Source organism: Metabacillus sp. KJ11-3 (assembly GCF_055808295.1).
Genome location: NZ_CM147865.1, coordinates 3,928,804 through 3,942,500 on the forward strand (window position 1 = coordinate 3,928,804; position 13,697 = coordinate 3,942,500).

The following is a 13,697-nucleotide window of genomic DNA, read 5'->3' on the forward strand; positions in this document are numbered from 1 at the left end:
AAAGAATTGACGATGATCAACTCTTCACTGCACCAATTGTCATACCTTGTACAAAATACTTTTGCACAAAAGGATAAACAACTAAGATTGGAACAATCGTCACCATTGAAATGGCCATTTTAATTGATTCAGGTGATACGACACTTTTTAATTGCTCTGTTGATAAACCTTTCATCGCATCTGGATTTGTACTACCCATTGACGTGTTTTGCAATATTTTCATCAATTCATACTGTAATGTCGTTAATCCCTCATTCATACTGTTATAAAGATACGTATCAAACCAGGAATTCCAATGCCCAACCGCGACAAACAATGCAACTGTCGCTAACACAGGCTTACATAACGGTAAAATAATTTTCCAAAAAATCGTGAAATCATTTGCTCCATCAATTTTTGCTGATTCTTGTAACGAATATGGAAGTCCATCGATAAACGACCGGACAATAATAATATTAAAGGCATTCACAATACCCGGGATAATGTACACATAGTAGCTGTTAATTAAACCTAAATCTCTGATTAACATGTATCCGGGAATCAGTCCACCTGAAAAATACATGGTCAAGACGAGAATTGTAGAAAAGAGCTTTCTGCCTTGAAAGTCAGCACGACTTAATGTATAAGCAACCATTGCCGATGAAAGCACACCCAGTATCGTTCCAATGACCGTTCTGGAAGTTGAGTTGATAAAGCCTGTTACTAAATTGTCATACTTAAAGATTTCTTTATAGTTATCAAGAGTAAACTCCCTTGGCCATATATGAATGCCGCCCTTTACGGTATCAACCGATTCATTCAATGAAACGGCTAATACATTTAAAAACGGATAAAGGGTCATAATCGTGATTAATGTTAAATACACATATATGACTGTATCAAATGTTCTTTCATTAAGCTTCGTTCGACTGAATGTTGTCATTTTAGTAGCCATAATTTTCCCTCCCTTACATGACACTTTGATTTGCATAGCGTTTAAAAATGCCGTTTGCAATAAATAGTAGAATAATGCTCACAACAGAGTTGAAAATACCAATCGCCGTACCGTAAGAGAAACGTCCCAATCCGATACCATAATTCAGTGCATAAAGATCTAATACTTCAGCAAAGTCAACAACGAGCGGATTACCGAGTAACAATTGCTTTTCAAATCCAATTGTTGTTAAATGACCAATATTTAAAATAAGCAGAACTAATATCGTAGGACGGATACCCGGCAATGTAACATGCCAAATTCTTCTTAGTCTTCCGGCACCATCTACTTTTGCCGCTTCATATAGCTGTGGATCGATTCCGGCAATGGCCGCTAAAAAGATAATCGCATTCCAGCCCATTTCCTTCCAAATATCAGCTGCAACAACAATTCCCCAGAAATACTCACCCTTTGCCATAAACTGAACCGGCTTATCAATCATTCCCACGTTTATGAGCAATTCATTAATCACACCGCCATCAATGGATAGCATTTTCGTAACAATCCCTGCAACAACAACCCAGGAAACAAAGTGCGGTAAATAAGTAATCGTTTGCACGGTTCTCTTTAAAAAATTAATCCGAACCTCATTAATCAATACGGCAAAGATGATCGGCATCACAAATCCGATTGTTAATCCGAGCAAACTCATACCTAACGTATTTCGAAGGGCTAAATAAAACCGCTCATCACTAAATAATTGGATAAAATGTTCAAGTCCGACCCATTCCTGCTCTGTAAAAGATCGTGCAGGCTTGTAATCTTGAAAGGCCATCGTCCATCCCCATAAAGGGAAATAATTAAAAATCAGAACTAAAATTATAAACGGGACAGACATCATATATAAGTACTTTTGCTGTACAAATGTTTGCCAAAAGCTTCTCTTATTCCTCTTTAAGGACACCTCTTTTACATTGGCTTCTGTATTTTTAACAACCGCCTTCATTACGTCCCCCCTTATCTATAGCTAAATGATAACGCATACAAAAATGAGAAAGTACCTAACAAATTAGACGTAAAATCATGTAAAAATTTTATAATGGGTGTGTAGTATGGTTGAAGGACGTCACTCGGTTTGGCACCGCTCGAAATGTCCTTCATCCCAAATGAAAGACAAATCCTCCCCAACAAAAACAAAAAAGCCCCTCACACTTCCGATGAAGGACATTTCATACACATATAGATAATTACTTTACTTTCTTCCGATACGTAGATGGAGAAGAGCCTACGTATTTTTTAAATTTGTTATGAAAATAATCCACATTTGTGAATCCGACTTGTTCTGCGACTTGGTATACTTTTAACCCTTGGTTAAGTAATTTTTTAGCGTTTTCGATGCGCACTTTATCGAGGTAGGTGTTGAAGTATTCCCCTGTGTGATTTTTAAATAATTTGCCTAAATACGCACTGTTATAGTTAAAGATTTCTGCCAGCATTTCTAGTTTTAAATGTTTATGGTAGTTTCTTAGAATGAAGTCTTCCAGCCGTTTCATTTGGTCATGCTGATCTCCATATTCTAAGCTGCTCATTATTTTCATCAAAAGCTTTTGAATATAGTTTATTAGTTGAGACAGATTGGTTTGCTTATAGATATCCACCATACTTTCCGAAACTTCCGACAGAACAGATTGGATTTCGGGTTTTTCGGCAAAGCATTTATTTAATACGGATGATAGAATTCGAAAGTAGTATTTTTTTATTTGGTCTTCAGTCGATCGTTCATTGACAAGCAATTGGGCAATTTCTATTAATCTTTCTTCAATTCCCATCTGACTCGCAATATCAATGGCAAAGTAGATTTTCTCAGCATAAGAGTCCAAGATTGCTTCATAGACGTCCGCTCTTTCCATTCTTACCTCTTGCGGAGGGATAATTGGCTTCGAATCCTTACTCAGGAATCCCCTTTCCTCAAAAAAGAAATGGTCTTCAAGTAACCGATTCGCCTGCCGATATGCTTCTGACAAGTCTTCAATACTAGTCACAAGTTCACTAATACTTATAATGGGCTGATAGATATGCACGATCTTTTTAATCGTTTCAAGTAGGTATTGATAGGATTCCTGTGTTTTTGGTATATCCTTTAGAATCATTCCGATTCCTGAATCATTGCTAAATAATGCGCCTCTGTCAGGTTCAAATGAATGAGCAAGGAGCTGCTTCACTTCATCTATATCCATGTTATTAGCAGATAAAAATTTAAATAGAATGATTTGATATTCCTTTGACTTAAGCTGCCAAGCTATTAATTCGTCCTCTACTGCTTTCTGATCAGTATTTTCATGCAAAAGTGAGAGGATAAAATTATTTTTGAGGACTGTTTGGTTACTCATTTTCAGCTCATCTAGTGTATGCTGTTGATCTAATCTCTTTTTTAGTTTCTCCAAATATTCGACTAATTCATCCTCGTCAACAGGCTTTAATAAATAACCAACGACTCTGGCACTGATTGCTTTTCTCGCATATTCAAAATCGGCATGCCCGCTTAGGATGATAAAATTGATATCCTTATCGTGTTCACGGATTGTTTCGATGAGTGTAATCCCGCTCATTTCCGGCATGCGGATATCCGCGATAATCAGATCAAAATGATGGTTACGGTACTTTTCGAGTGCTTCTTTTCCATTTGATGCAGAATCTATTATTTCGAAACCATAGCTTGTCCAAGGAATTAGTGTGCATAACCCTTCTCTAATCATCGGTTCGTCGTCAACAATTAATACTTTATACATGAAGATTCCCCCTTATATCGATCACAAAGCAAATCTCTGTTCCCGTTGAAGGATGACTCTCGATCTGAAGGCCGCTCTGCTCTCCAAAGGTCAAGCTTAACCGTTGATGGACATTAAGCAGGCCGATTCGGTTCTCACGATTATCATCAACATTTTTTAATGTTTCCTTGATGGACTTTAGCTTTTCTTCACTCATGCCGACTCCATTGTCCAAGACACAAACAGTTAAAGAATGTTCATTTACTTTTGCTTCAACAATGACTTTTCCATCTTTCTCTTTATTCTCTAATCCATGGATGACAGCATTTTCAACTAATGGTTGAATGATGAGGGGATTAATCAAGATTTGCTCTGATTTTGGATCAATCTTTAATTGATAATCCAGTCGGTCGCCATAACGAAATTTTTGAATATCCAAGTAGCATTTTATTAGGTCGATTTCATGTGTTAGCGGCACCATTTCTCCTGTGACTGATATGCTTTTTCTCATTAATTTTCCAAGTACTTTTACAACACTGGCAATCTCTTTTTCTCCTTTAATATGTGCCTTCATGCGAATGGACTCCAGCGCATTAAATAAGAAATGCGGATTGATTTGGCTTGCCATCATTTTCAGCTTAATTTCCTGCTGACGTTTTTCTAATATATTTTTTTCAATATGAACCTTTTCAACCTCATCAATCAATTCTTTAATATTTGTCACCATTTTATTAATTTGATTCGACAAAAGGCCAATTTCATCTGAGCCTTGTACATGAATGACCGCATCCAAGTTTCCTTCTCCAACCCTTTTAATTTGCCTATTTAACGTAATAATCCGGTTAGATAAAATTTTTGTAAAAAAGGTAATCAAAAACAATGCAACAATTAAACTAATTCCCATAACCAAAAGTCCATGTTTCACAAACCGGTCTGCATCAGCCATAATCACTTTGTTTGGAATCACGGATACAAATTTTAATTCATTTTGACTATCATCTGTCAATAGGGTATCAATTAAGACTTCAGCGTCTTCTCCATCCAATTTTCCATTATAAGAACCTGTTGCTCCATCTAAAGGTATTTCAGACTCAACTGTACCAAGAAGTTTTTTGCCAATATATTCTTTACGGTTCGAAACAACAATATTATTGTTTTCATCAACAACCATCATTGGCGATTGTTCCTGGCTTAAAATCTCATAAAGGTAGTCATTTCTAATATTAATAACCAAGACGGCATTTGTTTTGTAATTCGAATACTTAATATTGCGGACCAAACTTAAGTATTCTTGATCATTTCTAGTTTCATCCGGTAAATAAAACCAGCCAATTAATCCATTTGCCCGTTCCGCCGAATGGTACCAAAACGGCTTAACCTCAACATTTGACTGTGGTATGAACTCCCAGTTGTTCAGCATGGTTGTATTTTCTGTATAAAGCACTGATATTTGATATTTCTTTAAATGTTTCCTTGTATTCTGCAAACTTTGTGTAAGAATCATAGGCGATGAACACTTCTTGAGTTGTTTGATAGGTTGTATTCACAATTCGTTCTAATTGAGGATCCAATGTTACATTATCTGATACGTAAATGGCCTTTTCCAATGCTTCGGCAGTCCGCTTTTTCACACGTTCCACATTAGCAGCAGATTGCTCTTTTGCATCTTCAAGAGCCGTTGACCTCAGTTCATGTGTTAAAAATATCCCTACCATTAAAAGAGGAATCATCACAGCAACCATAAAGGAAACGACAATTTTTGATTGTATTTTCATATTGTTAAACAATCGAATAAGAGATTTCATGATTACACCAGCTGTTTCGTTAAAATTTTATATAAATTTAATTGTAAGCGTAAACATTTTATTGCGCAATGTTATCTTTCTACCATACCACTAAAAATGGGTGAAAGACCTTTTAAGGCCTTTCATCCTCAAATTTATTTTTGTTCGATAATGGCTACTCCATGTGCCGGGATTTCTACTCTTTCCTGGACTTGTTCTTTTGTTAATAAATTGATACCCTTTACATTCTGGATGTTTACTAGAACAGCCTCTTTCGTATGATTTAAGACAAATAGAAAACATTGTCCATCTTTGTAACGTTTGGTGATTTCCACTCCTGCCGGTGCTGTAAATTCAGCCTGGAATCCTTTCTCTTCTGAAAGATGACTCACTAAATCTTGTAAAAACTCGGCATCAGCGCTCGAAGCCACATACCATGCCTGGCCTTTTCCGAATGTATTTCTTGTTAATACCGGCATACCTTTGTAAAAATCCTCTCCATATGTTGCCAGAACCTGTGCCCCTTCAGCATGGATAAGGTCAAAGAGCAGGTTACAGCTGTATTCTCCTTTTAAGTTACCAAGCTGCTGATCTATAACAATTTTGTTCTTATGCTCTGGAGACAATGCATCAATTTCTTCTGACCAAATCCCTAAAACGTTACGAAGTTCTCCTGGATAGCCGCCAAGTGTTACAAGATCTTGTTCATCGACAATTCCACTGAAGAATGTTGTAAGAAAGGTTCCACCATTCGAAACATAGTTTTCTATTTTATCAGCATAGCCTTGCTTCACCATATAAAGAACAGGAGCAACAACAAGATCATATTGTGATAAATCTGTATCCACACTAATCATATCCACCTGAATGTTTTGATTAAAGAAAGCTTGGTAGTATTTATGAACTTCATCCACATATTTTAATGAAGCAGATGGACCGCTTGAGAATTCAGTTGCCCACCAGTTATCCCAATCAAACACAATCGCGACTCGTGATTTCACCCGTGAATCTAGTAATGTGTCAGATAGATCAACTAATTCTTCCCCAAGCTCAGCCACTTCCCGGAATACCCTTGTATTCTCATGTCCGACATGTTCGATCACCGCTCCATGAAACTTCTCACATGCACCCTGTGAGCGTCTCATTTGAAAAAATAATACTGTATCTGAACCATGTGCAACCGCTTGATAACTCCATAAGCGCATCACACCAGGACGTTTTAGAGCATTGTAAGCTTGCCAGTTTTGCTGACTAGGTGTTTGCTCCATTAACATGAAAGGTTCGCCACCTTTTAATCCTCTCATTAAATCATGGCTCATCGCTGTGAAGCTGACCGGTGTATCAATTCCCGGGTAGTTATCCCATGCAATAACATCCATATATTTCGCCCATTTTTGATAATCTAACGGCTTGTATGCACCCATAATATTTGTGGTGACAATCGAATCAGGCATGACGCTCTTGATCATCTCATACTCAATTTTATGACATTCCAGCATACTATCAGAGTTAAAGCGGGCATAGTCCAGTGAAATCCCTTGGAACATGGTTTGTCTTTCACCGAAATGCTCACTTAGAAGATTAGGAACAACAATTTCATCCCAATCATAAAACGTATGTCCTCAGAAACTTGTATTCCAGGCTTTATTCAGTTTGTCCAGTGTTTCATATTTCTTTTTCAGCCACAAACGGAATTCCTTTTCACAGTTATCACAATAGCATGCACCGCCCCATTCATTTGAGATATTCCATAATAAAACAGATGGATGGTTCTGATAACGATCAACTAATTTCTCAACAAAGTAAGAGGCATATTTCCGGTAGTTCGGACTGTTTGGACACGAGTTATGGCGCCCGCCGAACTTTCTTCTTTTCCCATCAAATTCAGTTCGCAGGATATCCGGGTATTTTTTTGCCATCCACGCAGGATGTGCGGCTGTACCTGTTCCGATCCCTACTTTGATGTCATGTTGATGAAGTGTGTCAATTACCTCATCAAGCCATGTAAAATCATATGTGACTTCATCTTTTTGACTTGTAGCCCAAGCAAAAATATTCACACGAACAAAATCAATGTTAGCCTTTTTAAACATCCTTATATCTTCCAACATTGTTTCACGATCATACTGCTCAGGATTATAATCTCCACCATAAATCATTTTCGATATTTTTTTACTAATCATGATGTTCCCCCCTTTTAATCAATATTCTTTCATTCTCATTCATCGCGACAGCTTTTGCATTTGATATCGTTGTTCCATCTTCCTTTTCAATGATAAAAGAGTGGTTTTTATATGAAACTTGCAAGCTTCCTTTAGCTGTAGCTTGTATTTCAGCCAGCTTTAGTTGGCCGTTTTCCCACTCAATATTGACGATGAATCCACCCCTGGCTTTTATCCCTTTTACATAGCCAGTTGGCCAATTTCGCGGAAGTGCCGGCAGCAACTCAATTTTCTCTAAATGACTTTGCAGCAGCATTTCTACAATACCTGCTGTTCCCCCAAAGTTTCCGTCGATTTGAAATGGCGGATGATCGTCGAAAAGGTTTGGATGTGTAGAACGAGCTAACAATGTTTGAACATAATGATAAGCTTGGTCGTGATCGTGAAGTCTGGCAAATAAATTAATTAGCCATGCACAGCTCCACCCCGTATGCCCACCGCCATTTTGAAGCCTGTATTCCAACGTTTTTCTTGCCGCCTCTACTAATTCCGGTGTTTCGATTTTATTGATTTGATTGCCGGGATATAGCCCGTACAAATGTGATACATGACGATGGCCGGGCTCATGCTCCGGGAAGTCTTTATACCATTCTTGTAATCTGCCTTCCTTATTCACTTTAAAAGGAAAGAGTCGGTTGACCGCATTCTCCAGCTCATGTCTAAATTCTTCATCAATGTTTAAGATGTGACTTGAGGCAATACAATTTGTGAATAATTCCCTTATCAACGTCATGTCCATTGTCGAAGAAATAGACACACTGCAAGGTTCTCCATCTTCTGTTAAAAACTTATTTTCCGGTGATATTGATGGGTTGGTGACTAAATAGCCATCAGGACTCTCAATCAACCAATCAAAGCAAAATTCTGCTGCACCTTTCATTAGCGGATATGCCTTGTCTCTTAAAAATTGCTCATCCAATGTATATTGATAACGCTCCCATAAATGACTTGTTAACCATGCTCCTGCCATTGGCCAAAATGCCCATGATGCTTGACCGGAAGATGGTGTGCTCATCCGCCATAAATCAACATTATGATGAACAGCCCAACCCTTTGCACCGTACAATTCAGAGGCTGCTTTTTTCCCGGCTAAACTTAAATCATTAATCATTGAAAACAGCGGCTCATGGCATTCACTTAAGTTACAGCTCTCAGCTAGCCAGTAATTCATCTCTGTATTAATATTTGTTGTATAATCACTGTTCCAAGGCGGCTGAATAAACGGATTCCAAATTCCCTGCAGATTAGCAGGCTGTGTGCCAGGTCGGGAGCTTGTGATCAGCAAATATCTTCCATACTGAAAATACAGTGCTTCAAGCTCCGGATCATTTTTTTCTTGCTTATAAAGTTCAAGCCGTTCGTCAGTTGGCAAGTTCCTATATTTAGAGTTTCCCAGCTGGATGTCGACTCGGTTAAAAAGAGTGTTATAGTCGTGTATATGTGAATCTTTTAAGCTTTCAAAAGGTAGTTCAGATGCTTTGTTGATCCATTTTATGCAGTCAGATTTCATATTTTCCAGATGATTGTCAGGTTCTTGATTGAACGATGTGAAATTTGTTTTGGCAGTCAGGAACAATGTGACAGAATGGGTATCGGAAATCTCTACTTTTCCATTCTGAATTTGAACCGTTCCTTCCTCTGCATTTGCTTGGAGATGAATTTGAAATTGCAATCCACGGTTATCGTCATATTCAATCTTTTCAGGTACTTTGACCGAGATCGGACTTCGGCCGTGAACAATCAGTTTGTTATGACCAACTTCTTCAACTCTGTGACGCAATAAGGAGTGAAAATGTGTTGTGATATGAATAGGCTGCTGATTCGATTGAATTCGAACTGCCAGGACCTGATTTGGCTCACTAATGAAGGTTTCTCTTGTGAAGGTTGTATCACCTATTACATATTCCGTTTTCGCAACTCCTGTTGTTAAATCCAATTCTCGTATATAGCTTGAAGGGGCTTCGTCTAGATGATGCTCTATGTAAAGATCACCCAGCGGCTGATATGCCTCAGCATCCTCACCAACCATGTTGGATTCAATTAGCTTTTCCGCTTCCGCATACTTCTCCCTAAAAATAAGATTTCGTACGGTTTCCAGATGTTGATGTGCTTTCTCATTGATTTTATCACCTGGAGCACCTGACCAAAGGGTGTCTTCATTGAGTTGAATTCGTTCTTGCTGAATACCGCCGAATACCATTCCTCCTAATCGGCCGTTACCAATTGGAAGTGCCTCTTCCCATTTTTGTGCAGGTTGTTTATACCATAATCTCATCGGGTTAGTATTTTTCATGGTTTCACTCCTGTCTATTAAACATTAACAAGCGCATGGAGATCTATGCGCTTGTTGAGTCTTGTTTTATCGTGGGGATGTCATCTTTACCCTGAGGAAAGACTTTTCATTGTTTGCTTTCCTTTCGAATGTCTTTCATACGCCTCTTGAAAGACATTCACTCTGTGGCTTTCCTTCAAATTGTCCTTCATTCGCCGGGTGAAAGACATTTCTATCTTAATTACAAATTAAATTGTCCTTCAACTCGTACTTTCCACTTCAATCATCACCTTTTAAGGGTGAAAACCTAGGCAATAAACCGAAAGTAACTAATTGAAATTGAATCTTTAAAAACAAAATATATGTCAGCGTGTTCTATTCTTTGTTGTGTGACGATTGCACATGTTTTTGTTGACCATGATTCTGTTGATGTTTGAGCTTGTAATGTGCCGAGTATGTCACCTTCAGGGCTGCCGAGCCGAATTTCAACTTCTGATACAGTTGATTTTGCTAGAATTCGTGCTTCTAGTGACTGAACACCTTGACTTAGATCTACATCTGAGAACATGATCCAGGAGCCTGCGCTTTTTGCATGAACAGAGTGTTTTCCATTTTCTCCTTCATCAATTAGCACCTCATGATAATCATCATAATTTTCCGCTTGCGTTACATCGTATAAGTTGCGCGGAGGTATGACTTCCCCATGAATGAATAGGTCCGCTGTGACCTTAATTTCTGATGAAGATTGTCCTACCATCAGAGCATATGCTCCAGTTTCAACTGTATACTTGTCTCTTGTTACATCCCAAACAGCTAACTCGTGTGCAGGGACTCTAAATGAGATTTCTTTTGTTTCGCCTGCTCTAATATACTTTCTTGTAAAACCAATTAATTGTTTTAATGGTCTTTTGAAACGGGATTGTTTGGCATGAACGTATAGCTGTACAACTTCATCTCCAGGTACATCACTCGTATTTTTCACCTTAACCGTTACGGTTACTTCACCATTTTCATCGATCTCTTTTGAACTTAAGCTAAGTTCTCCATACTCAAATTCACTATATGATTGTCCATGACCAAATGGATACAAAGCTTCTCCATCAAAATATTGATACGTCCTTTTTCCTTTAATAATGTCATAGTCTAGTAAATCAGGTAATTGATCAACAGAACGGTACCATGTCATATTTAGGCGCCCTGCCGGATTGTAGTCTCCAAATAGGACATCACTAATCGCATTTCCAAGCTCTTGGCCTGCATGTGATGTATAAAGAACTGCCGGAATATTCTCGTCAACCCAATTGATCGCGAAAGGATAGCCCCCTACCACAACCACAATCGTATTTGGGTTTACGTTATACACTGCTTTAATTAATTTTTCCTGTGATTCAGCTAATGTGATATCAGGACGATCAATTTCTTCCTTACCGTTAATCACCGGGTTATTTCCAACGAACACGATTGCAACTTCTGAATTTTTTGCTGCTTCTACTGCTTTTTCCAATCCATTTTCAAAGATTTCTTTTGTAAGAGGAGTACTTTCAGCTGCATCCTTTGCATCCGCTACCACTAATTTCTTTTCTTCATTAACTTGAATCGCTTGATGGTTCCATGTTGTTAGTTTTACATTATCGTTTTCATCTGGGAGAAGGTGAAACACTTCTTTTACAAACCAGCCGTACACTTCATCCGCTGATACTGAAACATGTTCATCATCTGCTGTTGTCACATACTTACTATTCTCTAAGCTTCGTAAAGTATAGTTATTCCAGCCCCAATCAGATATTTCAAAAGTTGCAGCATCTTCTTTCGTCGCTTTATCTGCCACTAAAGGATTGTCTTCTGCTGTACCAAATCCGATATAATGATCATTAGACTTGAACATAACCTTGTCATTACCACTGTTGAACGTTACTTGTTTATCCTTCAATTTCTTTTTAATGCCTTCAAAAGGAGTTACCTGATATGGAAAATTGCCTGAATACCAATCACGGTACACAACATCTCCTAACGGTCCAATAACCGCTACATTGCTTAGCTTTTCTTTACTCAACGGCAATGTGTTGTTTTCATTTTTAAGTAAAACAACCGTCTCTTTTGCCGCTCTTGCCGATAACTCACTATGCTTTGGATCACAAATAACAGACTCAGGGATGCTTGCATATGGGTTATTCTCTTTTGGATCAAATTCACCAAGAAGAAAACGGACTCTAAACGTATTACGCAACGCGTGCTCCAAATCATTTTCAGAAAGAAGGCATCTCTCAAGTGCCTCACGGATTGCCTGAGTTGTTGTATTAAAATCATCTGTCATACTATCGATTCCGTTTTTAACCGCATGTGCAACAGAGTCAGCATGGTTATCATAATATCCATGATCATTTACAACCCCAAGTAAATCAGCTGCATCACTTACAATAAAGCCATTCATACCCCATTTTTCTTTCACAATTTCCTTTACATATGGATGAAGAAGGGCCGGTGTTCCATTGATGGAATTATAGGCTGTCATCATAGAGTATGCTCCACCCTCTTTAAATGGCAGTTCAAACGGTTTTAAATAATACTCATGCATATTTCTTGGATCAATACTTGCTGAACAACTTCCCCGATCTATTTCATTGTTATTCGCTAGGAAATGCTTAAGAGTTGCCACAGCTTTAAAGAAAAATGGATGATCCCCTTGAATTCCTTTTACAATCGCTGCTGATAATTTCCCCGTCAGATATGGGTCCTCTCCATATGCCTCCTCTGTTCTTCCCCAGCGAGGATCTCGCTCCATATCAACTGTTGGAGCCCATAATGTTAATCCATTCACCTCAGGATCTCTTTTATAAAAAGCACGAGCCTCTGTTCCAATAACATCTCCTATTTCCTGCATCAGTTCGGAATTCCAAGAACAAGAAAGACCGATCGGCTGCGGAAAAGAAGTCGCCTCCCCTAACCACGCCATCCCATGTGCTGCTTCTGTTCCTTGTTTATGTGCACGGATACCAAGCCTAGGAATAGCAGGCTGATACTGACACATCTGCTCAACCTTTTCTTCTAATGTTAAACGTGAAACAAGGTCATTTACTCTTGTCTCAAGTGGCAGCTCTGTATTTAAAAAATGCAATCCTTCTACGCTTTTTTCAGCTTCTTTCAGGCTATCTACTGGTTTCATATAAAAGCCCTCCCCTTTTTGTCTACTTTATAAGAAAGCGGATACATATCTATTATTTCTAAGATACCATTGAATTCGCACGTACAAATACCCTAAATATTAGAGATAATATCCATTGAGATTTAGTGGTTTGGACTAAATGAGGAGGAGATCAGTGTAACTGTAGAAGTAAACATAAAAAAGCACGGGAGGATACCCGTGCCCAGACTGTTTGCTTAATGTGTGTGTAAAACTTGTTTATTTATAAATAATATCGTCTCTTAAAGAGGCTACTTTTTCTAATGCAACCTTAATATCTGATTCCTCTACTCCGAAATGAGAAAGTGCATGGTGTAGGTGGTTTGCTATACTATCGAAATGATCAGGTTGAATATTTAGTCCCTGATGTGCTTTTTCCATGGACTTACCTGAGTATTGATTGGGACCACCTAAAGCAAAACTTATAAATTTCGTTTGATGTTTACGTTGTTTTTCCATGTCGGTATTCTTAAAAAAATGGTTCACTGTGTCATCTTTCAACACCAATTCTGAATAAAAATAATCAACTACCTTAGCAACGGTCTCTTCTCCACCGA

8 protein-coding genes and 1 pseudogene (1 of these 9 running past the window's edge) are annotated in these 13,697 nt (G+C 38.2%); all 9 read right to left on the minus strand.

Translation table 11 applies throughout. The annotated features are described in order from the left end of the window. Positions 1–16 precede the first annotated feature (16 nt). Entirely contained in the window at positions 17–934 is a 918-nt protein-coding gene (locus AC0L8O_RS19540; RefSeq protein WP_473444706.1) for a carbohydrate ABC transporter permease, read from the minus strand. 13 nt (positions 935–947) lie between these two features. Further along, positions 948–1,919, minus strand: coding sequence for an ABC transporter permease (locus AC0L8O_RS19545; protein WP_264143724.1), 972 nt, complete (start codon positions 1,917–1,919; stop codon positions 948–950). Positions 1,920–2,160: 241 nt separating this feature from the next. After that, the gene (locus AC0L8O_RS19550) at positions 2,161–3,702 is read right to left on the minus strand and encodes a response regulator (protein ID WP_473444709.1); all 1,542 of its coding nucleotides are present in this window, start codon (positions 3,700–3,702) and stop codon (positions 2,161–2,163) included. Continuing rightward, positions 3,695–5,101, minus strand: coding sequence for a sensor histidine kinase (locus tag AC0L8O_RS19555; RefSeq protein WP_473444711.1), 1,407 nt, complete (start codon positions 5,099–5,101; stop codon positions 3,695–3,697). The genes AC0L8O_RS19550 and AC0L8O_RS19555 overlap by 8 nt, the downstream gene beginning before the upstream one ends. After that, entirely contained in the window at positions 5,061–5,486 is a 426-nt protein-coding gene (locus tag AC0L8O_RS19560) for a hypothetical protein (RefSeq protein ID WP_473444713.1), read from the minus strand. Before AC0L8O_RS19560 ends, AC0L8O_RS19555 begins: the two co-directional genes overlap by 41 nt. Positions 5,487–5,620: 134 nt before the next feature. Continuing rightward, positions 5,621–7,648 (minus strand): annotated as a pseudogene (locus AC0L8O_RS19565) (beta-galactosidase). After that, positions 7,641–9,980 carry a glycoside hydrolase family 95 protein gene (locus AC0L8O_RS19570; RefSeq protein WP_473444714.1) on the minus strand — a complete coding sequence of 780 codons (2,340 nt, stop codon included), beginning with the start codon at positions 9,978–9,980 and terminating at the stop codon, positions 7,641–7,643. Before AC0L8O_RS19570 ends, AC0L8O_RS19565 begins: the two are co-directional and overlap by 8 nt. A 286-nt stretch (positions 9,981–10,266) precedes the next feature. After that, on the minus strand, positions 10,267–13,122 hold the full coding sequence (locus AC0L8O_RS19575) for a glycoside hydrolase family 3 protein (protein WP_473444716.1): 2,856 nt from the start codon (positions 13,120–13,122) through the stop codon (positions 10,267–10,269). A gap of 237 nt (positions 13,123–13,359) precedes the next feature. Continuing rightward, positions 13,360–13,697: the 3' portion of a group I truncated hemoglobin gene (locus tag AC0L8O_RS19580; protein WP_473444718.1), read on the minus strand. It continues 25 nt past the right edge of the window; 338 of the gene's 363 nt are visible here — the last part of the coding sequence; its start codon lies off the right edge, out of view; it ends in the stop codon at positions 13,360–13,362.

Coding starts and splice junctions, on each gene's coding strand:
- AC0L8O_RS19555 (WP_473444711.1), bottom strand. CDS start 5,101: ATGCTGAACAACTGGGAGTTCATACCACAGTCAAATGTTGAGGTTAAG.
- AC0L8O_RS19545 (WP_264143724.1), bottom strand. CDS start 1,919: ATGAAGGCGGTTGTTAAAAATACAGAAGCCAATGTAAAAGAGGTGTCC.
- AC0L8O_RS19560 (WP_473444713.1), bottom strand. CDS start 5,486: ATGAAATCTCTTATTCGATTGTTTAACAATATGAAAATACAATCAAAA.
- AC0L8O_RS19550 (WP_473444709.1), bottom strand. CDS start 3,702: ATGTATAAAGTATTAATTGTTGACGACGAACCGATGATTAGAGAAGGG.
- AC0L8O_RS19575 (WP_473444716.1), bottom strand. CDS start 13,122: ATGAAACCAGTAGATAGCCTGAAAGAAGCTGAAAAAAGCGTAGAAGGA.
- AC0L8O_RS19540 (WP_473444706.1), bottom strand. CDS start 934: ATGGCTACTAAAATGACAACATTCAGTCGAACGAAGCTTAATGAAAGA.
- AC0L8O_RS19570 (WP_473444714.1), bottom strand. CDS start 9,980: ATGAAAAATACTAACCCGATGAGATTATGGTATAAACAACCTGCACAA.